The sequence below is a fragment of the Micromonospora sp. WMMD812 genome (assembly GCF_027497215.1).
Lineage (GTDB): Bacteria > Actinomycetota > Actinomycetes > Mycobacteriales > Micromonosporaceae > Micromonospora.
Window position 1 is genome coordinate 4614390 of sequence record NZ_CP114904.1, and the last position, 26745, is coordinate 4641134.

Consider the following 26745-nt stretch of genomic DNA (forward strand, 5'->3'; position numbering starts at 1 on the left):
CGGGCCGGATCCTGACGCGAACCTCTTGATCAACGCGAGCGAGGCAGGGGCCTGGGTCAGGCGGGCATCGGCGTCAGGCGGGTGCGGGGGCCGGCGCGCAGGACGCCGGAGGGGAGCTGCCGGCCGACCAGGCGCTCGGCGAGTTCGGCGGCCTCGACCAGCGCGTCCAGGTCGATGCCGGTGTCGATGCCCATGTCGTGCAGCATGTGCACCGCCTCCTCGGTGGCCAGGTTGCCGCTCGCCCCCGGGGCGTACGGGCAGCCGCCGAGACCGCCGACGCTGGCGTCGAACTCGGTGACCCCCAGCTCGAGCGCGGTCAGCAGGTTCGCCAGCGCGGTGCCCCGGGTGTTGTGGAAGTGCAGCAGCACCGGGACGTGCGCGTTGCGGTCGCGTACGGCGGTCAGCAGGTCGCGGACCCGGCGCGGCGTACCCATGCCGGTGGTGTCGCCGAACGCCACCCGGTCCGCGCCGTCCCGGACCACCCGGTCCACGATCCCCGCCACCCGCTGCGGGTCGACGTCCCCCTCGTACGGGCAGCCGAAGCTGGTCGCCACGATCACCTCGGCCCGGGCGCCCGCGCCGTGCAACAGGTCGATCAGCTCGGCGATGTCGTCCAGGGACTCGTCGGTCGAGCGGTTGACGTTGCGCCGGTTGTGCGTGTCGCTGGCCGAGACCACCACCTCGATCTCGGTGAACCCGGCGGCCAGCGCGCGCTGCGCTCCTCGGCTGTTCGGCACCAACGCCGAGTAGCGCACCCCCTCGACCCTACGGGCGCGCTGCCACACCTCGTCGGCGTCCGCCATCTGCGGGATCGCCTTGGGGTGCACGAAGGACACGGCCTCGATCCGCTGCACGCCGGTGCCGGAGAGCGCGTCGAGCAGGCGCACCTTGGCGTCGGTCGGGATCGGGTCCTCGTTCTGCAGCCCGTCGCGGGGCCCGACCTCCCGGATCGACACGGAGTTCGGCAGGCTCGTCATAAAGGGGTCACCTCACTGTGACACGGTGCTGGTCCTGGTCCCCCCAGCATGTCACCCCCGCAGGCCACTCCCGCACCCTCGCCGCACCCTCGCCCCCCGATGGCCCGCCGGCGGGTTGATCATGAAGTTATTGCCGCGACACGCCGACGTGATGGGCAATAACTTCATGATCAACACGGGGATGACCGGGGGGCCGGGGCGGTGGGGGGTCAGCGCATGCGGGAGACGATGGCGGTGTCGTAGTCGCCGGAGAGGAACTCGGGGTTCTCCAGCAGCTCGGCGAAGAAGGGCAGGTTGCACTTCGGACCGGCGATCTCGAACGCCGCGACCGCCGCCCTCGCCCGCTCGATCGCCTCGGCCCGGTCCGCGCCGCTGACGATCAGCTTCGCCATCAGGCTGTCGTAGAACGGGGTGACGGTGTTGCCGTTGACGTACCCGGAGTCGACGCGCACCCCCGCGCCGATCGGCTCGGTCCACGCGGTGATCGCGCCCGGCCCGGGCAGGAAGCGCTTCGGGTCCTCGGCGTTGATCCGCAGCTCGATGGCGTGCCCACGCGGGGCGAGCGCGGCCGGGTCGAACGTCGGGGCCAGGCCGGAGGCGACCCGCAGCTGCTCCTCGACCAGGTCCAGGCCGTAGACCAGCTCGGTCACCGGGTGCTCCACCTGGAGCCGCGTGTTCATCTCCAGGAAGAAGAACTCGCTCGTGCTCGGATCGAACAGGCACTCCACCGTGCCCGCGTTGCGGTAGTTCACCGCCTCGCCGGCCCGCACGGCGGCGGCCAGGAACCGCTCCCGCAGCTCCGGCGAGACCGCCGGGGACGGGGACTCCTCGACCAGCTTCTGGTTGCGCCGCTGCACCGAGCACTCGCGCTCGCCGAGCGCCACGACCCGCCCGTCGGCCAAGCCGAGGATCTGCACCTCGACGTGGCGCACCCGGGGGAAGTACCGCTCGATCAGCACCGAGCCGTCGCCGAACATCCGCTCGGCGAACGAGCGCACCTTGTCGTACTCGGTGCGCAGCGCGGCCTCGTCGGCGGCCACGCCCATGCCCATACCACCACCGCCGGCCGCCGCCTTGACCATGACGGGGTAGCCGACCTCCGCCGCCGCGGCGACCGCCGCGGCCAGGTCGGCCGCCGGTTCGGTGGCGCCGGGTGCGACCGGAACCCCGGCCGCCGCCATCAGGTTCCGGGCATTGATCTTGTCGCCCATCGCGGTGATCGCGTCCGCGCCGGGCCCGACCCAGATCAGGCCGCTCGACTCGACGGTACGGGCGAAGTCGGCGTTCTCCGACAGGAAGCCGTAGCCGGGGTGGATCGCCTGTGCGCCGGTGGACTTGGCGGCGGCGAGGATCGCCTCGGTGTTGCGGTAGCTCTGCGCCGGATTGGCCGGGCCGACGCAGACCGCCTCGTCGGCCTCGGTGACGAAGGGCAGGCCGGCGTCGGCTTCCGAGTGCACCGCGATCGCGCGGATACCGAGCCGCTTGGCGGTACGGATGACCCGACGGGCGATCTCGCCCCGGTTGGCGACCAGCAGTGACTCGATCATGTTTCCTCCCAGCGTCCAGATGTCGGGACGCTGTCAGGAAACCATGCCACCCGGACCCCCCGCGAGTGGCCCCGCATCGTCCAGCCCGAGCCAGATCGATCAAGAGCTTTGCGTCATGGTTCGCCCCGAAGATGAGGCGGACCTCTTGATCACCGAGGTGGGGGCCGGAGGGGAAGTCGGGGTGGGGATGGGTCAGGCCAGGAGGGCGGCCAGGGTGGCGCCGCGCAGGAGCTCGGCACGCCGTCGCCGGTCCACCTCACCGCCGAGGAACGGGGTGGAGTTCATGAGGCCGAACGCGGCGTGCGCCAGCACCCGCCCCTCGCCGTCCGGCATGCCTGGGTGCAGCGCGGTCAGCACGGTCACCCACTGCTCGACGTAGAGCCGCTGGAGCCGGCGGATGCGGCGGCGCGGCTCGTCGGGGAGGCGGTCCAACTCGTGCAGGTGCAGGGCGATCACCGCGGGGTTGGCGAGCGCGAAGTCGACGTGGAAGTCGATCAGGGACTCCAGCGCGCCGCGCGGGTCGTCCGGGCGGCCCGCGGCGCGCTCCCGGCCCCCGGCGAGCAGCCCCTCGCTCACCGGGATGAGCGCGGCGGCCAGCATCGCCTCCTTGCCGGCGAAGTGGTGGTAGAGCGCCGGACCGGTGACCCCGGCGGCCGCGCCGATGTCGTCCATGGAGACGCCGTGGTAGCCCCGGGCCGCGAAGAGACCGACCGCGATCTCCAGGATCTCGTCCTTGCGGGAGCGGCGCCGACCAGCGCCCGCCGTGCCCCGTGCCTGTTGCTCCACCGTCACCGGGCAAGCGTAGACCCGTGGCAGCGCGAGGTGGAGGCTCGGTTACCGACCGGTTCGTCACACCTGACGGGGACGGCCCCGCCACCCCAGGGACGGACCGCCACCCCAGGACGGGCGACGCGCCGGGGACGGGCGACGCCCGCCCCCGGCGACGATCAGTGCTCGTGGTCGAGCCCGTGCTCCTCGCGCAGCGCGGCGGCCTCCTCCGGGCGGCCCAGCTCGTCCAGCGCCCGGGCCAGCAGCCAGGCGGCCTGTTGCGCCGGCCCGCGGCCTTCTGGCAGCCCGCCGAGCACGCCGCGCAGCACCCGCTCCGCCTCGATCGGCCGATCCAGCCGCAGCAGCAGCTCGCCGGTGAACATCTCCGTCTGGGCCGCCTCGCCGAACGCCTCGATCGACCGGAGTCGGTCGGGCACCCCGGCCAGCCGGTCGAGCGCGTCGCCCTCCCGGCCGTCGCCGGCCAGCACCCGGGCGCCCGCCTCGGCCGCCATCGCCAGCTCGTACGTCTCCGGCGGCGACAGGTCCGTGCGGCCGGCGTACGTCGCCGCGAGGCGGTCCACCACCTCCACCGTGCGTGCCCCCGCCGGGCCGTCACCGGACCAGAGCCACGCGTACGCCTCCCGGCGGCGGGCCCGCAGCTGGTCCAGGGGCAGCCCGGCCAGCTCGTACGCGCGCCCGGCCGCCGCGAACTTCTGCGCGGCCAGCGCGTCCCGGTCGGCGTCGTAGAGGATCCCGCCGGCCTCCTCCAGCACCTGCCCACGGTGCGGGAGGTTGTCCGGCCCGTCGAAATTGGCGGCGAGCTGATCCAGCAGCGCCAGCGCCGGATCGATCTCGCCGAGGCGCTGGTAGACGCCCGCCAGCAGGTGCCGGCAACGGTCCGCCTCGGCCTGGGCGCCGAGCCGGTCGAGCCCGAGCACGGCCTCCTCGGCGACCTCGGCCGCCTCGCCCAGCCGACCGGCGACCCGGTACGCGTTCGCCAGCTCCCAGCGCAGGAAGGCGTCCCCGTCGGCGCCCCGCTCCACGCAGAGCGTCACCGCCTCGGCGAAGTCGTCCACCGCCTCGCCGGCACGGTCGGCGGCCATCAGCGCCCGGGCCCGGGTGACCCGGGTCGCCAGGAGCGCCTCGGCCGGCGCCACCCGCAGCGCCTCGTCGCAGGCGGCCACCGCCGCCTCCGGGTCGCCGGCCGCCCGGGCGTACGCCAGGCAGGCCGTCATCAGCAGCTCGCCGACGCCCAGGTCCCGGGCCAGCCCGCGGGCCCGCTCGGCCGCCGCGCGGAACTCCTCGTCCCGGTCCAGCTCCTCGAGGAGGTGCGTGCGGTGCAGCGCCACCCGCAACGCCAGGTAGGGGTCGCCGCCCGCGTCCGCCGGAACCCGGTCGAGCGCGGCGAGCGCCTCCTCCCACCGCTGGCCGTGCACCAGCGCCAGCGCGACGCGGTCGTGCGCGGCGGCCCGCAGCCGGTCGTCCCCGATCGTCTCCAACGCGGCGGCGGAGGCGGCGACCAGCGCCAGCCCCTCCTCCGTGCCCTCCTCGGTCATGGTGAGCAGCACGCCGAGCCGGCCGGCGACCACCTGGGCCCGGACCTCGTCGCCCAGCTCCCGGTACGCGGCCAGCGCCGCGCGGCCGGCCTCGATCGCGGCCGGCATCTCCTCGGCGTCGCTCAGCTCGGCCGACCGCAGCTCCAGCCGGTGCGCGACCGTCGCCGGGGGCAGCTCCGCCGCGCCGAACCGCTCGTCGTACGCGGCCACGGCGGCTCGGAAGGTGTCCCGGTCGTGCTTGCGCCAGCGCTCCTCGGCGAGGTCCAGCAGCTCGTCGGCGTCGGCGTCGGCGGGCACCTCCACCCGGGCGGGCGTCACGACCGGTGCGGCCCCGTCAGCGCCCGAGCCCGTCCGGTCCGCGGCGCCCACGACCGCGGCGACCGAGCCGGGCGAGGACGTCGGGTCGGCCGGGCGGGCCGGGCGGCGGCGCAGGCTCGCCGAGAGCGGTAGGTGCTCACCGGTCGGCCGCACCGCGAGGCGGCCGGCGATCAGCTCGGACTGGTGACCCGTGCCGTTGCGGGCGTCGAACCGGGCGGCCAACGCGGTGGCGGTCTCGGCCAGCTCGGCGGCGAGCCGGGCCGCCGGAACGTCGCCGGCCGGCCGGTCGCCGGCCGCCCGCCGGTAGACGGTCAGCTCCCCGTCCACCTGCCGCAGCGCGGCGGACGCGGCGGCCGCGAAGTGCATCGCGGCGGCCGGCGAGGGGGCCCGGTCCAGCCAGTCCAGGTGTCGCTCGACCAGTTCGAGGGCGCGGGCCTCGTTGCCGGTCAGCGTGCAGAACTCGATGTGGTCACCGATGTCCCACAGGTCGGAGAGGTTGCCGCGCAGCCGGCGGTACGCCTCCCGATGGGCGGTACGCGCCTCCTCGTGCCGGCCGGTGCGCAGGTACGGCACGAGGAGCGCGGTCAGGATGGCCTGCGGCTGCTCGGTGCAGGTGAGCCGCCCGGCGAGCACCGGCTCGGCCAGCGTCACCGCCTCGGCGTACGAGCCGGTGTCCGTCAGGTACTGCACCTGGCTGCTCGGGTCGCAGCCGGCGCAGTCACTGAGGTCGTCCCGCGGGGTGGTCTGCCAGAGCCGGTACCAGTGCGCCGCCGCCTCGACGTCACCGACGTGGTCGGCGACCCGGAACCGGTGTTTGTGGACCGCCTGGAGGCTGTGGCCGCCGGCCCGGTAGCGCCGCTCCATGTCGTCGAGCACGGCGTACGTGCGGTCGAGCGGCAGCTCCGGGAACTTCAGCATCCCGTTGACCATGTACTTGAAGTGCCAGAGGAGCTGCCGGCTGTAGCGGGTGTGGTAGGGCTGCGGATGCCGGTCGTACTCCGACAGGCACCAGGAGAAGGTCACGAAGGACTTGACCGGTTCACCGCCGTAGATGTACCCGGTGGTGGCCTGCATGCGGGTGACGAAGCCGAGCTCCCGGTCGTCGGCGGCGTCCACCCGCCGGAGCAGCTGCTCCAGCGCGGCGATCTGCCCCGCCCCGTACGGCATGTTGCTGACCTCGCGCAGCACCCGCCACAGGTCCTCGTCGCTGGTGGCCACCATTCACTCCCGTCCCGGTACGGCCCGACCGAGCAGGCCGAGGAAGGAACTGTTCAGCAGCGCGGCGTCGGCCGCGCGGATCGGATGGTGCCCGAGCAGCAGCGCCTGCCCGTAGAGCGCCTCCACGGCGAGCCCGACCAGCTCCGGGTCGGTCAGCGTGGTGACCCGGCGGACCAGCGGGTTGCGGTGGTTGAGCACCAGCTGCGGACGGTCCGGCGGCGCCGACGCGGCGAGGGCGTCGAGCACGCCGCCCCACAACTCGTCGGCCCGGTCCCGGCTGGCCGCGAGCTGGTCGTTGAACGCCGCCGAGCGGCTGACCAGGTAGAGCGCCGGGAGCGACACCGGGTCGTACGCCCGGATCACCACCTCGCAGCCGGTGCGCTCCAGCGACCGTTGCGCGGCGGTGAGGAACGGCCGCAGCGCCAGCTCGACCTGCGGGTCGAGGCTGTCGAAGCGGGTGGTCAGGTCGCTCGGCTCCAGCCGCTCGATGAGCACCGAGCGGTCCACCGTGGGCAGTCGCTCGATCAGCTCGGTGTCGTACGTGTAGCCGCCGTTGACCAGCGCCAGGTCCTGCGCCGCGGCCACGGCGGCGAGCTGGCGGAACTCGTCGAGGCTGGCCGCGTAGCGGACCAGGCCGTGCCGCGCCCGGAACTCGGCCAGGGTGAGCGTACCGACGTTGGTGTCCATCGGCCACCACTGGTCGACCAGGCGGAGCATCTCGTCGTCGTGCAGCGCGAGCGCCTTGACCCCCAGGTGGTGCACCTGGAGAAACTCGGCCAGCCGGCGCGGGTCGTGCTTGGCCAGCCGGACCAGCCAGCCGCGCACCTGGTCGCCGAGCGCCTCCCGGGTGGCGGTGAGCAGGGTGTCCTCGTAGAGCGCCTCGCGGCTGGCGGTCGGGCGCAGCTCGCTCGCGTCCACCACGCAGTGCGCGAAGAACGCCCAGTCCGGCAGCAGGCCGTCGGCGTGCTCGGTGAGCAGCATGCGCTTGAGGTAGACCCGGTGGCCGGCGCGGGCCGCCGGGTTCACCGGCTCCGGCAGGATGAACGCGACGCCGGTCAGCCCGGCCTCCGGCACCGACAGCGGCAGCACGTCGAACGGGTCGAAGCCGAGCGCCTCGCGGGCGTACCGGATCAGGGCGGCGCGGTCGACCGGCGCGCCCGGCGTCGTCGGCCACGGCGGCGGCCCGGCGGCGGTGACCACGTCCCCGACCCGGACGGTGACCGGCAGCAGCGAACCGAACAGCCGCGCCAGGTCGGTGACGGTGGGGGTGGCGTACCACTGGTCGGCGTCCCGGCGCGGGACCAGCGTGACGGTGGTGCCCGGTTCGCTCCGCCCGGCCCCCGGCGCGGCCAACTCGACGGCGTAGCGGCCGTCGGAGTGCCCGGTCCAGCGCACCGTCGGCTCGTCGCCGTGCCGGGTGAGCACCCGGATCTCGTCGGCCACCAGGAAGCAGGAGAGCAGGCCGATGCCGAACTGACCGAGGAACTCGTGCCGGGAGAAGCCCAGGTCGTCCCGCTTGGAGCTGCGGCCGATGGTGGCCAGCAACTCGTGCACCTGCGCCTCGGTGAGGCCGATGCCGGTGTCGTGCACGCGTAGCGTGCCGTCGCCGGTCACCGCCGGCGGCTCGATGCGGATCAGCGCCGGCGCGTCGGGCTCGGTGGCCCGGCGGGCGGTGATCGCGTCCACCGCGTTCTGGAGGAGCTCGCGGACGTAGACCCGCGGGCTGCCGTAGAGATGGTGACTGAGCAGGTCGACCACGCCACGGAGGTCGACCTGGAAGGTGTGGTCCACGACTGGATGCTCCCCCGGTCCGATGCCGGCGCTCACCGTACCGATGATCACCGACGATCCGCGTCCCCCTTTCATCCGGCGGTTTTGACCCTCGACCCGGTCGAGCCCGCAGGATCGCCGGCATGACCGCCTCCCCGCTCGGCCGCGACTACCGCCTGCTCTGGTCCGCCGCCGTCAGCTCCCGGCTCGGGGACGCGCTGCGCACGCCCGCGCTGGCCCTGCTGGCCGCCACCCTCACCCGGGACCCGCGGGTGATCGCCGCGGTCACCGTGGCCGGTCAACTGCCGCCGCTGCTGTTCGGCCTGCTCGGCGGCGTGTACGCGGACCGCTGGGACCGCCGGCGGACGATGGCTCTGGTGGACGGGCTGCGAGCCGCCCTGGTGGCCGCGCTCGCCGTGGCGGTCGCCGTCCACCGGGCCGGCATCCCGGTGCTGCTGGCGGCGGCATTCCTGCTCGCCGCCCTGGGCACCCTCTTCGACGCCGCCTCCTTCGCGCTGCTCCCGGCGGTGGTGCCTCCGACGGCGCTGCCCCGCGCGAACGGCCGCCTCCAGGCCGGCGCGGCGGTGGCCGGCGGCTTCCTCGGCGCGCCCGCGGCCGGCCTGCTCTTCACCACCACCCCCGCCCTCCCGTTCGTCCTCGACGCCCTGACCTTCGCGCTGGCCGCCGCGCTGATCCTCACCCTCCACAGCCCCCCGCGATCGTGCACTTTCCGCCCCGGCGAATCGCCCGCAAAGCCGCGTAACAAGGGCCAAAACTGCAAGATCGCGGAAGAGCGGGCGGGGGCGGGCCGGCGGGGGTCCGTGTGGGGGGAGGTGCGGGAGGGGGTGCGGTTCGTGCGGGGGGACCGGACACTGTGGCGGGTCACGTTGTTGACCGCGGCCAGCAACCTGGCGATCAGCGGGCTGCTCGCGGTCATGGTGCTCTACGCGCTGGACGTGCTGCGGGTACCGCCGGCCGGGTACGGGTTGTTCGCCGCGGCGGCCATCCTCGGCGGGGTGGGCGGGGCGCTCGGGGCGGGCCGGCTCGCCGCCCGGCTCGGCACGGTGCCCGCGCTACGCGCCGTGCTCGCCGTGCAGACCGTCGCGCTCGCCGGGTTCGCGCTGGCCCGGCATCCGGTGCCGGGCGGGATCACGCTGGCCGTGTTCGCCGCCGGCACGTCGGTCTGGAACAGTCTCTGGTCGTCGTACGGGCAGCGGCACGTGCCGGCCGGTCTGCTCGGCCGGGTGGGTTCCGTCCAACGGATGCTCGGGCTGGTCACCGCACCGGTCGGCGCGGCGCTCGCCGGGCTGGTCGGCGCGGCGTACGGGACGGTTCCGGTGGCCGTGGGGGCCGCCGCGACGTTCGTCGTGGTCACCCTCGCGGCGTGGCGGGTGCTGCGGCCGGCCCCGGCACCGCCGGTCGCCGCCCCGCCCACCACCGTCGGGACAGCAGCCCGGCCAGGGCCGCACCGGTCGCGTTGAGCAGCACGTCGTCCACCGAGGACACCCGGCCGAGGTCCAGGGCGTACTGGAGGGACTCGACCAGCACCGCACCGGCCGCGCCGAGCAGGAAGAGCCGGCCGGCGCCGGCCAGGGCGGCCACGCGTACCGGCGCGAAGAAGCCCAGCGCGGCGAGGACCAGCAGGTTGCCGACGACCTGCACCACCACGGTCGCCGGTGGCCCGGTGAGCAGGTCGGCCAGGTCGCGCAGCGGCACCAGGGCGACGTCGCGGGGCGCGTCGCGCGGGGTCAGGATCATCCACACCCAGGGCAGGGTGCCCGCGACCGCGCCCACCTCGGCGACGCTGCGCCGCCACGCGTCCCGGGCCGTCGCGGCGTCGCGGCGCACCCGGGCGAGCCCGGCGACCACGAGCACCAGCGGCGGCAGGCCGGCCAGCACGGCGAGGACGACGTCGCCCCAGTCTCGCCACGCCTGCCCCATCGGCGCAGCCTAGCCGGCGGGGTGCTGACCAGCCGCCGGCACCGAATCGCCGGGCAGGGCCTCCCGGTGGGACAGCCCGGAGAGCCGCAGGGCGATCCGCTGCCGGGCCGGCGGCAGGGCGCCGAGCACCCGGAACAGCGCGTCGCGCACCGGCCGGCCGGCCGGGGGCAGGGTGGCCAGCCGGGTCAGCCCGGCGGCGAAGCGCAGGACGTCCTCGGCCATCGGGCGCTGCCGCGCGGTGTAGTCGTCGAGCAGCGTCTCCGGCCCGCCGGCGAGGACGTCGGCCAGGGCGGTGCCGGCGGCCACCGCGTCGCAGATGCCGAGGTTCATGCCCTGGCCGCCGGCCGGGCTGTGCACGTGCCCGGCATCCCCGGCGAGCAGCACCGGCCCGCGCCGGAAGGTGTCGGCGATCCGGTGGTGCACCCGGAACCGGGAGCCCCAGAGCACCTCGGTCACCCGGTCGGGTCGCCGCGCCGGCCCGCGCTCGTCGAGCAGCGCCTGGAGGTGGGCCACGTCGGGCTCGGCGGGGGCGCTCGGCACGGCGGCGACCAGCCGGACCACCCCGTCCGGCAGCGGCGCCCAGACCAGCGGCCCGGAGCGCGCGAGGAAGAGCGCCGCCTCGTCGCGCGGCAGCGTGCTGCGGACCCGGACGTCGGCGAGCACGAAGGACTCGGCGCCGGTCGGGCCGGTGAAGCCGATGCCGCTCGACTGGCGGACGGTGCTGTGCAGGCCGTCCGCGCCGACCACGAACCGGGCCCGCAGGGCGGTGCCGTCCACCTCGGCGACGACCCCGCCGCCGGTGCGGGTCAGGCCGGTGAGCCGGCACGGCCGGCGCACCCGCACCCCGAGGTCGGCCAGCCGCTCGGTGAGCACCGCCTCGGTGACCGACTGGGAGACCATCAGCGCGTAGGGGAACCGGGACGGCAGCCGGTGGAACGGCACGGCGAGCAGCACCCGGTCCCGGTCCCGCACGGTGAATCGCGGCGCCCGCACACCCTGGGCGACCAGTGGCGTCGCCGCGCCGATCCGGTCCAGCACCTCCAGGGTGTACGCGTGCACGACGGCCGCCCGGGAGGTCACCGGCGGCTCGGGCTGCTGGTCGACCACCGTCACGGCCGCCCCGCGACGGGCCAGCGTGAGCGCGGTGGCGAGACCCGTCGGGCCGGCTCCCACGACCAGGACGTCGGTGCGCTCGGGCATCATGACCCACCTCCGATGTGCCAACGTACGTTTGCCAACACTTGTTGACTTGACGCTAGAGGTGGGTCGCCGCGGATGTCAACGCCTGTTGGCCTACAGTTGTGGGCATGACCGCCGCAGCTCCTCGCACCCGCCGCTCCGACGCCACCCGCGCCGCCATCCTGCGTGCGGCCCGCGAGCGGTTCGCCGCCGACGGGTACGAGCGCGCGACCATCCGGGCCATAGCGGCCGACGCGCGGATCGACCCGTCGATGGTGATGCGCTACTACGGCAGCAAGGAGGGGCTGTTCGCGGCGGCGGCCGAGTTCGACCTGCGGCTGCCCGACCTGACCGACGTCCCGCCCGCCCGGCTCGGTCGAGTGCTCGTCGGCCACTTCCTCGACCGCTGGGAGGGCGACGAGACCCTCGCGGCGCTGCTGCGGGCCGCCAGCACCAACCCGGGCGCGGCCGAGAAGATGCGCGACCTCTTCGCCAGCCAGCTCAGCGCGGCCGTGGCCCGGTTCGGCACCGACCCGGCGACCACCGGCCGACGGGCCGGGCTGGTGGCCAGTCAGATCCTCGGCCTCGCCTTCACCCGCTACATCGTCCGTCTGCCGCCGATGGCCGAGATGACGCCGCACGAGCTGGTCGCCTGGGTCGCGCCGACGATCCAGCGCTACCTGACCGGTCAGCCCGAGGAGTGACCCAACCTTTTCCCGCCTCCCGTGCGTCTGCCAGATGACGCGGGTACGCGACGGCCGGGGAGGGGGCGGATGGCACCGACGGCAAGCGACGGGCGGGACGGTTACGTCGCCTTTGTGGAGAACCATCAGCACCGGCTGCTGCGCGCGGCCTACCTGGTCTGCGGCAACCGGCACCAGGCCGAGGACCTCCTCCAGGACGCGCTGCTGAAGCTGGCGCTGCGCTGGACCAGCGTGCGCGAGGGCGACCCGGCCGCGTACGTGCGGACGATCCTCTACCGGGACGCGGTGTCCTGGTGGCGGCGACGACGCCGCGAGTGGCTGAGCGCGCAACCTCCGGACCAGGTGGGCGCCGACCGGGACGGCGCGCTCCGACTCGCGCTGCACGACGCGCTCAGCCAACTGCCGCCGCGCCAACGGGCGGTGCTGGTGCTGCGCTACTACGAGGACCTGACCGAGACGGCGACCGCCCAGGTGCTGGGCGTGACGGTGGGCACGGTGAAGAGCCAGTGCCACGCCGGGCTGCGCCGGCTCCGCGAGGTGGCGCCGGAACTGGGCCGCGAGGACGGCCTGACCAGCGGGATGGAGGTGAACCCGTGAGCGAGGAGGAGCTGACCCGACTGCTGACGCTGGCCACCGAGGACGTACGGCCGACGCTCCCCGCGTCCACCGGCTGGGAGCGGGCCCGCCGCACCCGCCGCACCCGCCGGGCCGCCGGAGCCGTCGCCGTGGCGGTCGTCCTGCTCACCGCGGCCACGGCGCTGGCCCTGCGGCCCGCGGACCGGCCGCCGCCCGTCGGCCCCGCCACGGTGACCGCGGCTCCGGTCCCGAGCGCCTCGCCGGTGCAGCGGCCGCCGGACCAGTTGACCTATCCGGGTGGCCCGCTCGGTCGCCTCGGCGACCCGCCGATCGCGCCGCTGTCCGCCCGACCGGTTCGCCAGGCGCTGGCCCTGTACCAGCCGGTCGACCGGAACACCGGCGTCGAGGGACGGATCCGCGTTCTCGGCGACGACGGTCTCGTCCGGGATCTCGACGTGGTCACTCCGGCCCCGACCCGGGACGCCGCCGGCAACACGGCGGTCGCGCTGAAGAGCGGCAGCCTCTCGCCGGACGGGCGGCTGGCCGCGTTCGCCCAGACGAACGAGGTGATCGTGGTCGACCTGGCCACCCCGGGTGTCCGCCGCTACCCGCTCAGCGGCTACCTGGAGCACGTCGTCTGGGCCGGCGACCGGCTGCTCGTCGGTGACGACGACACCCTGTACGAGGTGGACCGGGGCACCGGCGCGACCCGGGAGGTGCCCACGGTGTCGCCCTGGGACGTGGTCACCCCGGACCCGTCCGCCCGCACCGACGACCTGCTGACGGTGGGTGGAATGCGGGAGGGGATGACGTTGAGCCGGCGGACGTCGACGGCCGCCGGCACGCAGCGACACGACCAGCCGCTCGACTTCCGCGCACTACCCGCCGACAACCGGGTCGACGAGTTCTACGGGCGTGGCTGGCAGCGCGGCGACCAGGTGGCCCGGGCCGGCTGGATCACCAGCGGCAACACGAGCGGGCTGGAAGGGGCCGCGGTGCTGAACACCGGGACCGGCGTGGTCACCCGCCTGCTCGACCTCGGCCGGGACCGCTGGAAGGGCTGCTGCGAGGTGCTCGGCTGGGACCGGGACGGCGCCGTGCTGCTGCGGCACAACCCGGGCGGGCTGGTCCGCTGGCAGCCGTCGACCGGGGCGGTCACCGGCGTGGTCCGCGATCTCTACGGCCAGGTCTCGCTCGCCACCGGCTGACCCCCGGCGGGCCAGGCCGTGCCCCGCGCGTGGGGCGGAAGCCGTCGCGCGGGGCCGGCCTTGATCCCGCCGGGCCGGTCGCCCGCTCAGGGGTCGAGGCCGCCGGGCCGGTCGCCGCTCAGGGGTTGAGGCCGCCCGGCTGGTCGCCCTTGGCGACGGGAGCCCGGACCAGGTTGCCCCACTCGGTCCACGAGCCGTCGTAGTTGCGCACCTGCAGGTAGCCGAGCAGGTGCCGCAGCACGAACCAGGTGTGGCTGGACCGCTCACCGATCCGGCAGTACGCCACAATGTCGTCGTCCGGGGTCAACCCGAGCTGGTCGGCGTAGATCGCCCGCAGCTCGTCCGGGGACTTGAACGTGCCGTCGTCGTTGGCCGCGGACTTCCACGGCTTGTTGACCGCCCCCGGGATGTGGCCGCCGCGCAGCGCGCCCTCCTGCGGGTAGTCCGGCATGTGCAGCATCTCGCCGGTGTACTCGCCGGGCGAACGGACGTCGACCAGCGGCCGCCCGGCGGCGACGTGCGCCATCACCTGCTCGCGGTAGGCCCGGATCGGCGCGTCGTCCCGCTGCGGCACCGGGTAGTCGGCCCGGGGCCGGGTCACCTTCTCGCGGCTCAGCTCCCGCCCCTCGGCGATCCACTTCTGCCGACCGCCGTCGACCAGCCGCACGTCCGGGTGGCCGAAGAGCGAGAAGACCCAGAGGGCGTACGCGGCCCACCAGTTGAAGTTGTCGCCGTAGAACACCACCGTGTCGTTGCGGCCGATGCCCTTGGCGGCACACAGCTCCGCGAAACTCTTGGCGTCCAGGTAGTCGCGGGTCACCTGGTCGTTCAGTTCCAGGTGCCAGTCCACCTTGACGGCGCCCGGGATGTGCCCGGTGTCGTAGAGCAGCACGTCCTCGTCGGACTCGATGACGACGAGGCCCTCGTCGCCCAGGTGCTCGGCCAGCCACTCGGTGGTGACCAGGCGCTGCGGATCCGCGTACGCCTGCAGGCGCGGATCAGGATCGCTCGGCACAGACATGATCCCCAACCTACGCCGGATCCCGGAGACCAACCGGAAAACGTGACCGGCCCCCCATCCGGCATAGTGGGCAGGGCTCGGTCGGGCCGCCGGGTCAGTCGCCGACCGGGCCGAGCGCCGGGCGTTTCGCGGTTACGGTGTCGCCGGACGACCGGCCGGTCAGCCGGCGCTTGAGCCAGGGCGCCAGGTGCTGGCCGACCCAGCGCAGGTCGGCCGCGCGGGAGGCGAGCCACGGCGTCGGTGCCGGGTGCGGCGGCACCATCAGCCACTCCTCGTCGCAGCCCACGCCCAGCGCGGTCAGCACCTGGCCGGCCACCCGGCGGTGCCCGGCCGGAGAGAGGTGCAGCCGGTCGGTGCTCCACAGCATCGGGTTGAGGTACGTGTCGTCGGCGTACAGGTCGACCAGGATCGCCCCGTGCCGCTCGGCGGTCTCGCCGACGGCCTGGTTGAGCAGCTCGACCCGGGGCGCGACCAGACGCTGGCCGGGGAGCCGGGCCATCACGTCGGCGAACCGGAAGACGATCACGTCGGCGCCGCCGGAGCGGAGTTCGCGGACCACCTCGTCGAACCGGCTGATCAGGTCCGCGCCGTCGAAGGTGCGGCGCAGCACGTCGTTGCCGCCGGCCGCGAAGCTGATCAGGTCCGGCTTCATCGCGACTGCCTCCGGCACCTGCTGGTCGACGATGTTCGGGAAGAGCCGCCCCCGGATGGCGAGGTTCGCGTAGCGGAAGTCCGGCCCGGCCTCGGCCGCCAGCCGGGTGGCGACCAGGTCGGCCCAGCCCCGGTAGGTGCCGTCCGGGTACGGGTCGTCCATTCCCTCGGTGAAGCTGTCTCCGACCGCCACGAAACTCCGCCAGCGCACCGGGCCCCCCTCAACGCTCCCTCGTTGCCTGCGGCGACCAGTTTTGCACCGCGACCGGCGGCCGTGGTTCCCCTCGCCGGCCGAACGTGGCACAGGTCATCGCGGCACGCCACCGGGCGGATCGACGATCGGTCTGCGGTACGGCCCCCAGGCGACGAACCGCTCGAACAGCTCACGAGGAGTCGGCCCGTCGTCCGGGTTCAGCCGGAACAGGTCGTGGGTCGCCTCGTGGTACAGCCCGGAGAGGTAGATCGCGAGGTCGAGGTACCGGCCGTCGTACTCGACCCGGAGCAGGAGCCGAGCCTCCGCGCAGGGCCACGGCCCGCCGCAGGCCCGGCAGAGCCAGAGCGGGCGTACGGGCTGGTGCGGCGGATGGCCCGGCGGGTACGGCCGGGGTCGATCGGCGTACGGCCCGAGGCGGGGCACCGGCAGGTGGCGGATCGGCAGATCCACGACGACCTCCTCTCCGGGGACACGGTCACGTGACACTGTGCGTCCGACTGACTACGGTCGGATAGAGATCGGCGGAGGTCGGGGCGAGGGCCGGGTGGGCGGCCGACCGGCCGGGAGGCGCGCCTCGGGGAGGGGTGCCGGTGTGGAGGAACTGTGGAAGGTGAACCGACGGCCGAGCTGATCCGGGCACAACTGCGGCGGCTGCGGCTGAACGCCGACCTGAGTCAGGAGGAGTTCGGGAAGCTCGTGCACTTCTCGGGCTCGCAGGTGTCCGCCGTCGAGTTGGGCCAACGGCCGCTCGACCGGTTCATCCTCGGGCGGGCCGACGAGGTGCTGAAGACCGGCGGCCTGCTCAGCTCCCTGCTGAAGATGGCCGAGCGCGACGGCCAACCAAGCTGGTTCCGCCCCTGGCTCGAAGCGGAGCGCAACGCCCAGCAGCTGCGCTGTTATCAGCCGAGCCTGGTACCCGGCCTGCTCCAGACCGAGAACTACGCCCGGGCGCTGATCCGGTGCGACGACGGCATCACCAATGACGAGGTGGAGCGGCGCTTGGCCGTGCGGATGGACCGCCAGTCCATCTTCCTCCGCGCCGATCCGCCCATGTTCGTGGCGGTCATCGAGGAGCCGGTGCTGCGGCGCGCGGACGAGGGCTTTCGTGGACTGATGACCCAGCAGATCGACCATCTGATCGGGTGCGCGGAGAACCCGCACATCAGCGTGCACGTCATTCCCGCGGTGGTCAGTGTGCACGTCGGCCTGGTCGGGCCCTTCGTTCTGGCCCTCGGCAACGATGGCGGATGGATCGGTCACCTGGAGACCCAGCTCGGCGGCATGGTGGTCGACAGGGATGAGGATCTGTCTATCCTGCTGTCGAGGTGGGAGAGCGTCCGAAGTGAGGCACTGCCTCGCCGGCAGTCGATCGAGCTGATGAAGGAAGTGATGACGTCATGGAGCTGATCGGAGCCGTCTGGCGCACGTCCACTCGCAGCGGCACCCAGGGCGAGTGCGTCGAGGTGGCCGACAACTTGCCCGGTGTGGTGCTCGTGCGCGACAGCAAGGATCGGTCCGGCGCGGTGCTCACCCTCGACCCGCGGACCTGGCGGTCGTTCGTGGAGTACGCCAAGCGCCACTGACCAAGGTCCACTCCGTGTCAGCGATATCGCGGTATCCCCGACACTCGGACACCCCGATATCAGGGATACGGAGTCGATCACCGACAAACCCCGGCACGGTTTGACCGAGCCTCGGCACGGTTTGGCCGAATCCCCGGCGCCGGTTCACGGAAAGGCCCCCGGCGCGGTCGCCGAGGGCCTTCCGTGACGGTCGCGGGTGACCTAGCCGGCCACCCCGAGGATCTGCATGTCCTTCAGCGCCGCGGGCTCGGCCGACTCACTGATCTTCCGCCCCTCGGCGTCGACCAGCACCACCGCGAAGCCGCCACCCGACTTCACCCGGGCCACCAGAGTCCCGTCCGCCTGGAAGTACACCTGCCGCAGTTCCCGCCCGCCGAGCGGCAGCCGCACCTCCTTGCCGGTGCGCGTGTCGAGCACGACGTTGGCGTCCAGTTCCCGGGCCACGTCGCCGGCCTCCATGTCCGGGCTGCGGCGGTGGAGCGCGATCCGTCCACCGTCCGGCGAGAGGCTGGCCAGGTCGAAGCTGCGGTAGTTCGAACCGCTACCGAGACCGGGGATGGCACGTCGGACCGGGCCGTCGAGGCGGGTGAGCAGCACCGCACCGGTCGAGCCGTCGGCGTACGCGATGAAGTCGCCGTCCGCGGACCAGACGGGGTGGCATCCCGGCAGCTCGCCCGACTCGGTGAACGTGCCGGAGGCGACGTCGATGACGCCGGCCCGGTAGTCGTCCGGGTGGGTCTTGGTGAGCGTGCCGATCGCGAGCCGCCGCGAGTCCGGCGACCAGGCCGGGGTCCAGCAGTGCCGGTCGACACCGTCCCGCAGCTTCCGCTTTCCGGAACCGTCCACGTCGGACACCCAGAGCGCGTCCTCGACGACCCAGGCCACCCGGCGGCCGTCGGGAGACACCGCCGCGTTGAGCACGGCGACCTCCCGTGGGATCGCCAGCAGTTGCTTCGGCCCACTGCCCGGCTGCCACGAGTAGAGGTGGGCGGTGGGGCTGCTGCCCTCGCCGAGGGTGCCCGGGCCGGGGCCGTACTGGAGCCGGCCGATGGTCGCGGTGGGCGCCGCCGGCGGGGTGGGCGTGCTGGGCGCGACCGACGGCGTCGGCGGAGCGGGTGGAGCCGGCGGAGTGGTGTCGACGATCGACGGGGAGTCGGCGGGCAGCGGCGTCGGCGCGGTCGCGTCCGGGCGGATGGCGAAGGCGGTGCCGGTCGCCGCTCCGACGAGCACGAACGCCGCCGCGGTGGTGGCCACGGCCCGCTGGATGCCGAGCCGGCGGGAGGTCCGCAACGCGCGGTCCCGCAGGTCGACCGGAGTGACCTCGTCGGCCAGGCTGGCCAGGTCGAGCCGGAGACGGTCGTCGTTCATCGGGTGCTCCCTTCCAGGACGTACAGCTCGGCGAGTTCGGGGGCGACGGTGCGCAACTTGGCCAGCGCCTTGGCGGTCTGGCTCTTGACGGTGCCAACGGTGACGCCGAGCAGGTCGGCGGCCTCGACCTCGGTGCGGTCCTCGAAGAAGCGCAGCACCAGCACGGCGCGCTGCTTCGCGGAGAGCCTGGCCAGCGCGGCCCGCAGGGTGAGCCGCAGGGTCGTCTGGTGGGCGTGGTCGGGGGCCGAGTCGCCTCCGCGTGGCTCGGGCAGGTCGCCCGGCATCGACTCGGCCACCCGGCGCCGCCGCCACCAGGAGACCTGGAGGTGGTACATCGTCCGGCGGGTGTACGCCTCGGCGTTGCCGCTGTGGTGCAGCCGGTTCCACGAGCGGTGGGTCCTGGCCAGCGCCGACTGGACCAGGTCCTCGGCGAGGTGCTGGTCGCCGGTCAACAGGTAGGCCGAGCGCAGCAGCGCCGGCGTTCGGGTACGGACGAACGAGTCGAACTCACTCAGCAGAGGGTCCACACGAGCCGATCCTTGGGGGTAGTGGTGCGCAGCATTCTGACGCCCTCCCAGACGCCTCCCCGGGCGACGGTGGTTGCCGTTCCGCACGCCGATTTCCGACAGTCCCGGCCGGCAACCCGGACGAATTGCGTCGCCGCCGCGGAACCGCCGGTCGTACGCTGCGGCAATGCTGCTACGGATGTCGACCCTGCTGCTCCGGACCCTGCGCGAGGACCCGGCGGACGCGGAGGTGCCGAGCCATCGGCTGCTGCTGCGCGCCGGCTACGTCCGCCGCGCCGCCCCGGGCGGCTACACGTGGCTGCCGCTCGGCAAGCTGGTGCTGGACCGGATCGCCGCGGTGGTGCGTTCGGAGATCACCGCGATCGGCGACCAGGAGGTGCACTTCCCGGCGCTGCTGCCGGCGGAGCCGTACCGGACCAGCGGCCGGTGGACGGAGTACGGCGACGACATCTTCACCCTCGCCGACCGGAAGGGCGCCGAGCATCTGCTCGCCCCGACCCACGAGGAGTTGGCCGCGCTGCTGGTGAAGGACCTTTTCACCTCCTACCGGGACTTCCCGGTGACGCTCTTCCAGGTGCAGACGAAGTTCCGCGACGAGGCCCGGCCCCGCGCCGGCCTGCTGCGCGGGCGGGAGTTCCTGATGAAGGACGCCTACTCGTTCGACCTGGACGAGGCGGGTCTCCAGGCCGCGTACGACCGGCACCGGGTCGCGTACCAGCGGATCTTCGACCGGCTCGGCCTGGACTACACGGTGGTGCGCGCGATGTCCGGTGCGATGGGCGGCTCGGCGTCCGAGGAGTTCCTGGCCGCCACGCCGGTCGGCGAGGACACCTTCGTCGGCTGCACCGCCTGTGACTACGCGGCGAACACGGAGGCGGTCACCACCCGGGCCCCGGCGGCCGGCGACCCGGAGGCGCACCCGGCCACCGAGGTGTACGACACCCCGGAGACGCCGACCATCGCGTCGCTGGTCGAGCTGGCGAACGCGCGTGCCCTCGCCGGGCGCACCGACTGGACCGCCGCCGACACGTTGAAGAACGTGGTGCTGACCGTACGCCGGCCGGGGGTGGCCGAGACGGAGCTGCTGGTGATCGGGGTGCCGGGTGATCGGGAGGTGGACCTCAAGCGGGTGGACGCCGCGCTCGCCCCCGCGACGGTGGCGGTCTTCGAGGAGTGGGACGCGCACCCGGAGCTGGTCCGCGGCTACATCGGCCCGCAGCTCATGTCGAAGCTCGGGTTCCGCTACCTGGTGGATCCCCGGGTGGTGGCCGGCAGCTCGTGGCTGACCGGGGCGAACGAGCCGGGCCGGCACGCCACCAACGTGGTCTGCGGCCGCGACTTCACCCCGGACGGCACCGTCGAGGCCGCCGAGGTCCGGGCCGGCGACCCCTGCCCGAGCTGCCGCGAGGGCGAGCTGACCATCCGGCGGGGCATCGAGGTGGGGCACATCTTCCAGCTCGGCCGCCGCTACACCGACGCCTTCGCCGTGGACGTGCTCGGCCCGCAGGGCAAGCCGGTCCGGCCCACCATGGGCTGCTACGGCATCGGGGTGTCCCGCGCGGTGGCCGCGGTCGCCGAACAGCACCACGACGACCGGGGCCTGGTCTGGCCGGCGGCGGTCGCGCCGTGCGACGTACACCTGGTGGCCGCCGGCAAGGGGCCGCAGCTGGACGCGGCGCTCGACCTCGGCGGTCAGCTCTCGGCGGCCGGCCTGCGGGTGCTGGTGGACGACCGCACGGCGGTGTCCGCCGGGGTGAAGTTCACCGACGCCGAGCTGATCGGCATCCCGCGCGCCGTCGTGGTCGGCCGCCGCCTCGCCGACGGGTACGTCGAACTGCGCGACCGGGCCAGCGGCGAGCGGACCGAACTACCGGTCGACGGGTTGGTGGCCCGTTTGGTCGACGAGGTGGCCGCGAGCGTGTGAACCTGGTGTATCCGCCACGTCACGGGGTACCGCACTCCGATCGGCGTATGCGTTTTCGGAGGATCTCATGACCGGTTACCGGGTCAGCGACGTGATGACCAGGCAGGTCGTCTACCTGCCTGCGGAGACCAACCTGGACGAGGCCGCGAAGGTGATGAAGGAGGCCGACATCGGCGACGTCGTCGTCACCGACGGCGCCAGCCTCGCCGGCATGCTCACCGACCGGGACATCGTGGTCCGGGCGGTGGCCGAACGCGCGAACCCGGCCACCACCACGATCGGCTCGATCATCACCCGCGAGGTGGTGATGATCGAGCAGCACGCCACGGCCGGAGAGGCGGCGGCGCTGATGCGCGAGCGGGGGATCCGGCGGGTGCTGGTCTGCGACAGCGACCGCAAGTTGGTCGGGATCGTCTCCCTCGGCGACCTGGCGATGCAGCTCGACCCGCAGTCCGCGCTCAGCGAGATCAGCGAGCAGGCGCCGACGGTGTGATCGGGGCCCCTGCCCGTAGCGGTGGGGAGCCCTGATCACCGGCGGTAGCCTTCGAGTCATGTCCGCCATGCCGGCCAGGTTGGCCGAGATCGTCGACGAGTTCGCCGCCGCCCCTCGGGAGGTGGTGCTCGAGATGCTGCTGGAGTACGCCGACGTCCTCCCGCCGCTGCCGCCCGACAGCGCCGAGCGGGAGGGCATGGAACAGGTGCCGGAGTGCCAGACGGCCTTCTTCCTGCGCGCCCGGGTGACGCCGGAGAAGACCGTGGAGACGCTCTTCGACTGCCCGCCCGAGGCGCCGACCACCCGCGCCTTCGCCGGCATCCTCGCCGAGGGGCTGGCCGGGGCGAGCCCGGACGAGGTGCTCGCCGTGCCGGACGACCTCTACCAGCGGATGGGCCTGGCCCAGGCGATCAGCCCGCTGCGGGTGCGCGGGGGCACCGCGATCCTGGCCCGGCTCAAGCGCCAGGTCCGGGAACAAGTCGGCTGAGCGGGGAGTTGGGACTGATCATGGAGATCGAGATCTACGCCGACGTGGTCTGCCCGTGGTGCTACATCGGCAAGCGCCGGCTGGACGAGGCACTGGAGTTGTACGACGGCGACGTGACCGTCCGTTTCCGTCCGTTCCAACTGGACCCGTCGCCGGTGTCCGAGCCGCTGCCGCTGCGCGACGCGCTCGCCGCGAAGTTCGGCGGCCCGGACAGCGCCCGGCAGGCGATCGACCGGGTGACCCAGGTGGCCGCGGGCGCGGGTCTCGCCCTCGACTACGACCGGGCGGTCACCGCAAACACCTTCGACGCGCACCGGCTGGCCCGGTACGCCGCCGAGCACGGCAGGGCCAGCGAGATGCTGGACGCGCTCTACCGGGGGCACTTCGTCGACGGCGTCGACCTGGGGTCGCACGAGGCCCTGGCCACGCTCGCCGAGCAGGTCGGCCTGAACGGCGCCGACGCCCGCCGTTACCTCGACTCCGACGAGGGCACCAAGGAGGTCGCCGTCGACCTGGCCTCCGCCCGCGACCTCGGGGTCAGCAGCGTGCCGACCTTCGTGCTCGCCGGGAAGTACGGCATCCAGGGCGCCCAGGACAGCGCGACCCTGCTCGCCGCGTTCGCCGAGGTCGAGCGCCGGGAGTCCGGCACCGACTGACCACGACCGGCTGCTGACCGGCCGGACATCGACATCGATGATGTTTCATGTGAAACGGCATCGATGTCGGCGAGTGGCCGGTCAGGCCGGGCGGGCCAGGTCCTCGATCACCCGCGCGCCGGGCAGCGCGCCGAGCGCCGGGCCGGGCAACGCGATCTTGCTGTGCCGCACGCCGGAGCCGATGATCACGTGCGGCGTGGCGACCACCCGGGCGTCGACCAGGATCGGCCACTCCTCCGGCAGGCCGATCGGGGTGATCCCGCCGTACTCCATGCCGGTCAGATCGACCGCCTCCGCCATCGGCGCGAAGCTGGCCTTGCGCACGTCGAGCGCCCGCCGGGCCACCCCGTTCACGTCGGCCCGGGTGGTGGCGAGGATGACGCAGGCCGCGTAGCGGACCACGCCCTCCCGCTTGCCGGCCACCACCACGCAGTTGGCCGACACATCCAGCCCCACCTCGTACGCCGCGCAGAACGCGGCGGTGTCGGCGAGGTCGGCGTCGATCGGCGCGACCAGCACGTCGTCCACGTCCACCGGAGCGTCGGCGGGCCACTGCCCGAGCGCCGCGGCGACCGGCGGGGCGAGCAGGTCGAGGCGGGTCCGGGCGGGTTCGGTCTTCAGCGTCCCCATCACGGGTGCGATCCTCGCACCCGCCACGCCGTACCGCCCACCCGAAGCGCCGCGACCGCCGGATCGGCCACGCTCGCGGGCCTGGCTGGCCGACGCGGGCGCGGCCGCCCGACTGGCGACGGCCGCGCTAACTGGCTCGGCCGCCGGCGCGGACCGGCTCAGCTGCCGGCGAGGAAGGCGTTCTCCTTGAGGAACGTGCGGTCCCGGTGGGTTGCGAGCTCCTCGGCCCGCGCGACCTGGGCGCGGCGGACCTCCAGGTCCTCCAGCCCGTGCCGGACGGCGAGCCGGATCACGCCGTAGAGGAAGACGAATCCGAAGCAGTACAGGATGACAGCGGTGACGACAGCGAACATGCGGTCACGCTAGGCCGAACATGAACGGGACAGGTTCTCATCTCCCGCCGGTTCCCCCGTACGTGTCTGCGAGGTGGTCGGCCCAGGTCCGGCTGCCCCGGGGCAGGGCATCGCTGACCAGCCCGCCGGCGCGCAGGGTATGTCCGAGCCGCCCCGGGAGGTGGACCGGCAGCAGCGGCCGGCGCGAGTGCCGAGCGGCCCGCCAGGCGCGTACCGCCTCGTCGAAGCGGAGCACCTCGGGCCCGCCGTACTCCTCGATGCCGCGCAGCGGCCCCGCGACCAGCCGGGCCGCGAGCCGGGCCGCGACCTCGCCCGGGTCGACCGGCTGGGCGAGGATCGACCGGTCACCGATCGTCGGGCCCAGCCGGCTCGCCGTGCTCAGCAGGTCGTCGAGGAACTGGTGAAACTGCGTGGCGCGCAGCACCGACCAGGGCACCGGACCGGCCGCGACGACCTGCTCGGCGGCGAGCTTGTGCCGGTAGTACCGGAACGGCACCTGGTCCACGCCGACGATGGAGATGTAGACCAGGTGCCGGACCCCCGCCTGCCCGGCGGCGACCACCAGCCGGCGGGTGCCCAGCACGTCGACCTGGTGCGTACGCCGCCCCGGGCGCGGCAACGACGCGAGGTGCAGGACGGCGTCGATCCCGTCCACCGCCTCGGCCAGCCCGGTCCCGGTGGCCAGGTCGACCACCGTCCACTCCACCACCGGATCGGTACGCGGCCGCCGGCTCGTCGCCCGCACGGTGAAGCCGTCATCGAGCAGCCGCGGCAGCACGGCGCGCCCAAGGTGACCTCCGGCCCCGGTGACCAGCACCCTCATCTCGTCCTCCTTCGTCGGCCTCGGCGGCCGGCACCGCTCGCGGGCCTCGTCGCCGCCGGGCACTGCCCCTGCGCCGCCATGACGAGACCGGCCCGCCCGAGGTGACGGCCTGTGCGGCAGATCATCGCGGCCGGCCTCACCGCAGCAGGTCCAGCACGGTCACCAGCGCGAAGAACGCGATCACCACCTCGCTGACCACCCAGGCGTGCCGGTTGGCCCGGTCCCGCAGTCGGGGCAGGGCGCTGGTCGCCCGCCGGCCGGCCAGCAGCAGGACCAGCAGGGGCAGGGCGAGCAGCGCGAGGGTCAGCAGCACGAACGGCAGCAGATGCCACCACGCGAGATCGTGCCGGGCGGCGCTGGCGCCGACGGCTGCCATCGTGAGGTCGTCCGTCGGCGAGGTCACGAGGAGGATCGCCCCGAACCGCGCGGCGTCGCCCGGCGTGGCGCGTTGGAGCCGGCGCATCCACCGCGGCGGCCCGGTCTCGTGCCGGCGCAGGTAGACGATCACCGCGAGGACGACCAGCAGCGCCAGCACCGCCCAGTCGATCCGGCTCGCCGTCCGCTGCAACCGGCTGACGTGGGTCTCCGCGTCACCGGCGAGGCCTCGCAGCACCCGGGTGACGAGCCAGGTCACCGTCACCCCGGCGAGGACCACCGCACTCGTCCCGCCCAGGTAGGCGAGCGAGGTGGCGCGGGGCCGCTCGGCCGAGGCGAGCAGCACCGCCGCGACCAGCTGCGTCCCGGCGACCATCACCACGGCCAGCGGCAGGATGGTCAGGAAGTTCATCGCCCGACCATCCTGTCCGGCCGCCGGCCGGTCCGGGGCCGGTTCGCCGATGACCCGGGGATCAGCGCACGGCGGGGACCACCCGGCTGGCGAGGACGGCGCCGAGCAGGGCCAGGCCGGCGGCCACCGCCAGCGTCGTGAGGTAGCTGCCCGGGCCGGGCGCGGTCCCGGCCGCGAGCACCGCGCCGGTCAGCGCCAGCACGGTCGCCGCGAACAGCGAGTCCCCCAGTTGCAGCGACGAGCTGTTGCGGCCCTGCTCGCCGGGCGCGGACAACTCCAGGGTGAGCACCGACAGCGAGGGGTAGAGCAGCCCCATGCCCAGCCCGGCGACGGCCCAGCCGAGCACACCCACGGCGACCGGCACGCCGGGCGCGACGGCGAGCGCCACCGTGCCGATGCCGGCGGTGATGCAGGCCAGGCCGGCGCGCGGCAGACTGGCCCGGGAGGCCGGCGCCGGGATCCGGCCCTGTATCCAGGAGCCCGCCGACCAGGCGATCGCCCCGACCGTGAGGACCAGCCCCGCCGCGGTCGGTGTCAGGCCCCGTTCCCGGGAGAGCATCAGCGGGATGACGACCTCGGCGCCGACGAACGCCGCCGAGGCCAGCCCGCGCAGCCCGATCACCGTCGGCAGGCCGCGGGCCGCCCGGAGGAAGCCGGGCGGCAGCAGCCGGGGGGCGCACACCAGCAGGCCGGCGATCGCTACCGCGGTGAGCACCAGGGCGGTGGCGCCGCGCTGCTGTCCCCCGATGTGCAGCAGTGCCGCGCTCACCCCCGCCCCGCAGGCCCAGCCGATCCGCGCCGCCGCACCCGCCGGCGCGCCGGTCGCCGGGGTACCGGCGATCGAGCGCAGCCCCGGGTGAATGAGCAGCACCGCCGGCACGGCCACCGCCGGCACCGCCAGGAACACCCACCGCCAGCCCAGGTGCTCGACGATCAGGCCGGCCAGCGCCGGCCCGACCAGTGACGGTACGACCCACGCCGCGGCGAAGGCGGCGAAGATCCGCCGGTGCAGCTCCTCCGGGTACGCCTGGGCGACGATCACGTACAGGGCCACGGACAGCAGCCCCGAGCCGAAGCCCTGCACCACCCGGCCGACGACGAGGACCGCCATCACCGGCGCGGTCCCGGCGACGACCAGCCCGACCACGAACCAGACCAGCCCCTGCCACATCGGCGACCGCGGTCCCCGGGCGTCGCACCAGATGCCGGAGAGCACCATGGCGAGCACGCCGGCGGCGAACGGGCCGCCGAACGCCAACCCGTACAGGGCGAACCCGTCCAGACTCCGGGCGACGGTCGGCATCGCCGTACCCACCGCGAGCGCCTCGAAGGCCAGCAGCGAGATCAACGCCACGCTGCCCACCGTCATCGCGCGCAGGCGGGGGGCGAAGAGCCCCGGTACGGGTGCCGCCGGAGCGACGGTGGCGGTCACCGCGGCCCACCCGACGGCGGGACCCGGAGCAGTT

Annotated in this window: 27 protein-coding genes; 10 read left to right on the forward strand and 17 right to left on the reverse strand. The window is 74.1% G+C overall.

Annotation, left to right across the window (positions count from 1 at the left end):
• Nucleotides 1-56: 56 nt before the first annotated feature.
• The 5 genes from O7603_RS21260 to O7603_RS21280 all read right to left on the reverse strand — a co-directional run bounded on the left by O7603_RS21260 (nt 57) and on the right by O7603_RS21280 (nt 8175).
• Nucleotides 57-977 carry a hydroxymethylglutaryl-CoA lyase gene (locus O7603_RS21260; protein ID WP_281571558.1) on the reverse strand — a complete coding sequence of 307 codons (921 nt, stop codon included), beginning with the start codon at nt 975-977 and terminating at the stop codon, nt 57-59.
• A gap of 209 nt (nt 978-1186) precedes the next feature.
• Entirely contained in the window at nt 1187-2524 is a 1338-nt protein-coding gene (locus O7603_RS21265; protein WP_281571559.1) for a biotin carboxylase N-terminal domain-containing protein, read from the reverse strand.
• A gap of 192 nt (nt 2525-2716) precedes the next feature.
• Nucleotides 2717-3316 (reverse strand): TetR/AcrR family transcriptional regulator, encoded by a 600-nt coding sequence (locus O7603_RS21270; protein WP_281571560.1) that lies wholly within the window; start codon nt 3314-3316, stop codon nt 2717-2719.
• A 155-nt stretch (nt 3317-3471) separates the two neighbouring features.
• Nucleotides 3472-6384, reverse strand: a complete 2913-nt coding sequence (locus O7603_RS21275) for a hypothetical protein (protein ID WP_281571561.1) — start codon at nt 6382-6384, stop codon at nt 3472-3474.
• Between the two features lie 3 nt (nt 6385-6387).
• Entirely contained in the window at nt 6388-8175 is a 1788-nt protein-coding gene (locus O7603_RS21280) for an HSP90 family protein (RefSeq protein WP_281571562.1), read from the reverse strand.
• Between the two features lie 122 nt (nt 8176-8297).
• On the opposite strand from O7603_RS21280, the gene O7603_RS21285 reads away from it, so the two are divergent.
• Nucleotides 8298-9635, forward strand: a complete 1338-nt coding sequence (locus O7603_RS21285) for an MFS transporter (protein WP_281571563.1) — start codon at nt 8298-8300, stop codon at nt 9633-9635.
• Here the strand turns inward: O7603_RS21285 and O7603_RS21290 are convergent.
• Together O7603_RS21290 and O7603_RS21295 are read right to left on the reverse strand one after the other, a co-directional pair.
• The gene (locus tag O7603_RS21290; protein WP_281571564.1) at nt 9526-10095 is read right to left on the reverse strand and encodes a VanZ family protein; all 570 of its coding nucleotides are present in this window, start codon (nt 10093-10095) and stop codon (nt 9526-9528) included. The two genes, O7603_RS21285 and O7603_RS21290, sit on opposite strands and share 110 nt — an antisense overlap.
• Before the next feature lie 9 nt (nt 10096-10104).
• Complete coding sequence (locus tag O7603_RS21295; RefSeq protein ID WP_281571565.1) at nt 10105-11295, reverse strand: FAD-dependent oxidoreductase; 1191 nt, start codon at nt 11293-11295, stop codon at nt 10105-10107.
• Nucleotides 11296-11402: 107 nt separating this feature from the next.
• Between O7603_RS21295 and O7603_RS21300 the strand changes: the two genes are divergently transcribed.
• From O7603_RS21300 to O7603_RS21310, 3 genes are all read left to right on the forward strand, one after another.
• Nucleotides 11403-11978: a TetR family transcriptional regulator gene (locus tag O7603_RS21300; RefSeq protein WP_281571566.1), complete on the forward strand. Its 576-nt coding sequence runs from the start codon at nt 11403-11405 to the stop codon at nt 11976-11978.
• A 69-nt stretch (nt 11979-12047) separates the two neighbouring features.
• A complete protein-coding gene (locus tag O7603_RS21305) occupies nt 12048-12575 on the forward strand; it encodes a SigE family RNA polymerase sigma factor (RefSeq protein ID WP_281571567.1) in 528 nt (175 codons plus the stop codon).
• Nucleotides 12572-13762, forward strand: a complete 1191-nt coding sequence (locus O7603_RS21310; RefSeq protein WP_281571568.1) for a hypothetical protein — start codon at nt 12572-12574, stop codon at nt 13760-13762. The genes O7603_RS21305 and O7603_RS21310 overlap by 4 nt, the downstream gene beginning before the upstream one ends.
• Nucleotides 13763-13880: 118 nt before the next feature.
• On the opposite strand, the gene O7603_RS21315 is transcribed toward O7603_RS21310, so the two are convergent.
• The 3 genes from O7603_RS21315 to O7603_RS21325 form a co-directional block, all read right to left on the reverse strand.
• Nucleotides 13881-14783, reverse strand: a complete 903-nt coding sequence (locus O7603_RS21315) for a sulfurtransferase (protein ID WP_281571569.1) — start codon at nt 14781-14783, stop codon at nt 13881-13883.
• Between the two features lie 94 nt (nt 14784-14877).
• Nucleotides 14878-15645 carry an SGNH/GDSL hydrolase family protein gene (locus O7603_RS21320; RefSeq protein WP_281571570.1) on the reverse strand — a complete coding sequence of 256 codons (768 nt, stop codon included), beginning with the start codon at nt 15643-15645 and terminating at the stop codon, nt 14878-14880.
• Between the two features lie 96 nt (nt 15646-15741).
• The gene (locus O7603_RS21325) at nt 15742-16092 is read right to left on the reverse strand and encodes a hypothetical protein (protein WP_281576754.1); all 351 of its coding nucleotides are present in this window, start codon (nt 16090-16092) and stop codon (nt 15742-15744) included.
• Between the two features lie 159 nt (nt 16093-16251).
• Here O7603_RS21325 and O7603_RS21330 point away from each other — a divergent pair, with 159 nt between their 5' ends.
• Complete coding sequence (locus O7603_RS21330; protein WP_281571571.1) at nt 16252-17055, forward strand: helix-turn-helix transcriptional regulator; 804 nt, start codon at nt 16252-16254, stop codon at nt 17053-17055.
• Nucleotides 17046-17231, forward strand: a complete 186-nt coding sequence (locus O7603_RS21335) for a DUF397 domain-containing protein (protein WP_281571572.1) — start codon at nt 17046-17048, stop codon at nt 17229-17231. The genes O7603_RS21330 and O7603_RS21335 overlap by 10 nt, the downstream gene beginning before the upstream one ends.
• Nucleotides 17232-17432: 201 nt before the next feature.
• On the opposite strand, the gene O7603_RS21340 is transcribed toward O7603_RS21335, so the two are convergent.
• Together O7603_RS21340 and O7603_RS21345 are read right to left on the reverse strand one after the other, a co-directional pair.
• The gene (locus tag O7603_RS21340) at nt 17433-18599 is read right to left on the reverse strand and encodes a hypothetical protein (RefSeq protein ID WP_281571573.1); all 1167 of its coding nucleotides are present in this window, start codon (nt 18597-18599) and stop codon (nt 17433-17435) included.
• Nucleotides 18596-19126, reverse strand: coding sequence for a SigE family RNA polymerase sigma factor (locus O7603_RS21345; RefSeq protein ID WP_281571574.1), 531 nt, complete (start codon nt 19124-19126; stop codon nt 18596-18598). Before O7603_RS21345 ends, O7603_RS21340 begins: the two co-directional genes overlap by 4 nt.
• A 166-nt stretch (nt 19127-19292) precedes the next feature.
• Between O7603_RS21345 and O7603_RS21350 the strand changes: the two genes are divergently transcribed.
• The 4 genes from O7603_RS21350 to O7603_RS21365 all read left to right on the forward strand — a co-directional run bounded on the left by O7603_RS21350 (nt 19293) and on the right by O7603_RS21365 (nt 22686).
• Entirely contained in the window at nt 19293-21050 is a 1758-nt protein-coding gene (locus O7603_RS21350) for a proline--tRNA ligase (RefSeq protein WP_281571575.1), read from the forward strand.
• A gap of 67 nt (nt 21051-21117) precedes the next feature.
• Entirely contained in the window at nt 21118-21543 is a 426-nt protein-coding gene (locus O7603_RS21355; RefSeq protein WP_281571576.1) for a CBS domain-containing protein, read from the forward strand.
• Nucleotides 21544-21601: 58 nt separating this feature from the next.
• A complete protein-coding gene (locus tag O7603_RS21360; RefSeq protein WP_281571577.1) occupies nt 21602-22030 on the forward strand; it encodes a SufE family protein in 429 nt (142 codons plus the stop codon).
• Nucleotides 22031-22050: 20 nt separating this feature from the next.
• Nucleotides 22051-22686 carry a DsbA family oxidoreductase gene (locus O7603_RS21365; RefSeq protein WP_281571578.1) on the forward strand — a complete coding sequence of 212 codons (636 nt, stop codon included), beginning with the start codon at nt 22051-22053 and terminating at the stop codon, nt 22684-22686.
• An 81-nt stretch (nt 22687-22767) separates the two neighbouring features.
• On the opposite strand, the gene O7603_RS21370 is transcribed toward O7603_RS21365, so the two are convergent.
• The 5 genes from O7603_RS21370 to O7603_RS21390 all read right to left on the reverse strand — a co-directional run bounded on the left by O7603_RS21370 (nt 22768) and on the right by O7603_RS21390 (nt 26711).
• Nucleotides 22768-23316: a YbaK/EbsC family protein gene (locus tag O7603_RS21370; RefSeq protein WP_281576755.1), complete on the reverse strand. Its 549-nt coding sequence runs from the start codon at nt 23314-23316 to the stop codon at nt 22768-22770.
• Between the two features lie 158 nt (nt 23317-23474).
• Nucleotides 23475-23669, reverse strand: coding sequence for a hypothetical protein (locus tag O7603_RS21375; protein WP_281571579.1), 195 nt, complete (start codon nt 23667-23669; stop codon nt 23475-23477).
• A 37-nt stretch (nt 23670-23706) separates the two neighbouring features.
• Entirely contained in the window at nt 23707-24492 is a 786-nt protein-coding gene (locus tag O7603_RS21380; protein WP_281571580.1) for an NAD(P)H-binding protein, read from the reverse strand.
• Nucleotides 24493-24628: 136 nt separating this feature from the next.
• Nucleotides 24629-25279 (reverse strand): GAP family protein, encoded by a 651-nt coding sequence (locus O7603_RS21385; RefSeq protein WP_281571581.1) that lies wholly within the window; start codon nt 25277-25279, stop codon nt 24629-24631.
• Between the two features lie 61 nt (nt 25280-25340).
• Nucleotides 25341-26711 (reverse strand): MFS transporter, encoded by a 1371-nt coding sequence (locus O7603_RS21390; RefSeq protein ID WP_281571582.1) that lies wholly within the window; start codon nt 26709-26711, stop codon nt 25341-25343.
• Between the last annotated feature and the right edge of the window lie 34 nt (nt 26712-26745).

Coding starts and splice junctions, on each gene's coding strand:
- O7603_RS21260 (WP_281571558.1), bottom strand. CDS start 977: ATGACGAGCCTGCCGAACTCCGTGTCGATCCGGGAGGTCGGGCCCCGC.
- O7603_RS21265 (WP_281571559.1), bottom strand. CDS start 2,524: ATGATCGAGTCACTGCTGGTCGCCAACCGGGGCGAGATCGCCCGTCGG.
- O7603_RS21285 (WP_281571563.1), top strand. CDS start 8,298: ATGACCGCCTCCCCGCTCGGCCGCGACTACCGCCTGCTCTGGTCCGCC.
- O7603_RS21290 (WP_281571564.1), bottom strand. CDS start 10,095: ATGGGGCAGGCGTGGCGAGACTGGGGCGACGTCGTCCTCGCCGTGCTG.
- O7603_RS21295 (WP_281571565.1), bottom strand. CDS start 11,295: ATGCCCGAGCGCACCGACGTCCTGGTCGTGGGAGCCGGCCCGACGGGT.
- O7603_RS21300 (WP_281571566.1), top strand. CDS start 11,403: ATGACCGCCGCAGCTCCTCGCACCCGCCGCTCCGACGCCACCCGCGCC.
- O7603_RS21305 (WP_281571567.1), top strand. CDS start 12,048: ATGGCACCGACGGCAAGCGACGGGCGGGACGGTTACGTCGCCTTTGTG.
- O7603_RS21315 (WP_281571569.1), bottom strand. CDS start 14,783: ATGTCTGTGCCGAGCGATCCTGATCCGCGCCTGCAGGCGTACGCGGAT.
- O7603_RS21335 (WP_281571572.1), top strand. CDS start 17,046: ATGGAGCTGATCGGAGCCGTCTGGCGCACGTCCACTCGCAGCGGCACC.
- O7603_RS21340 (WP_281571573.1), bottom strand. CDS start 18,599: ATGAACGACGACCGTCTCCGGCTCGACCTGGCCAGCCTGGCCGACGAG.
- O7603_RS21350 (WP_281571575.1), top strand. CDS start 19,293: ATGCTGCTACGGATGTCGACCCTGCTGCTCCGGACCCTGCGCGAGGAC.
- O7603_RS21355 (WP_281571576.1), top strand. CDS start 21,118: ATGACCGGTTACCGGGTCAGCGACGTGATGACCAGGCAGGTCGTCTAC.
- O7603_RS21360 (WP_281571577.1), top strand. CDS start 21,602: ATGTCCGCCATGCCGGCCAGGTTGGCCGAGATCGTCGACGAGTTCGCC.
- O7603_RS21365 (WP_281571578.1), top strand. CDS start 22,051: ATGGAGATCGAGATCTACGCCGACGTGGTCTGCCCGTGGTGCTACATC.
- O7603_RS21370 (WP_281576755.1), bottom strand. CDS start 23,316: ATGGGGACGCTGAAGACCGAACCCGCCCGGACCCGCCTCGACCTGCTC.
- O7603_RS21375 (WP_281571579.1), bottom strand. CDS start 23,669: ATGTTCGCTGTCGTCACCGCTGTCATCCTGTACTGCTTCGGATTCGTC.
- O7603_RS21380 (WP_281571580.1), bottom strand. CDS start 24,492: ATGAGGGTGCTGGTCACCGGGGCCGGAGGTCACCTTGGGCGCGCCGTG.
- O7603_RS21385 (WP_281571581.1), bottom strand. CDS start 25,279: ATGAACTTCCTGACCATCCTGCCGCTGGCCGTGGTGATGGTCGCCGGG.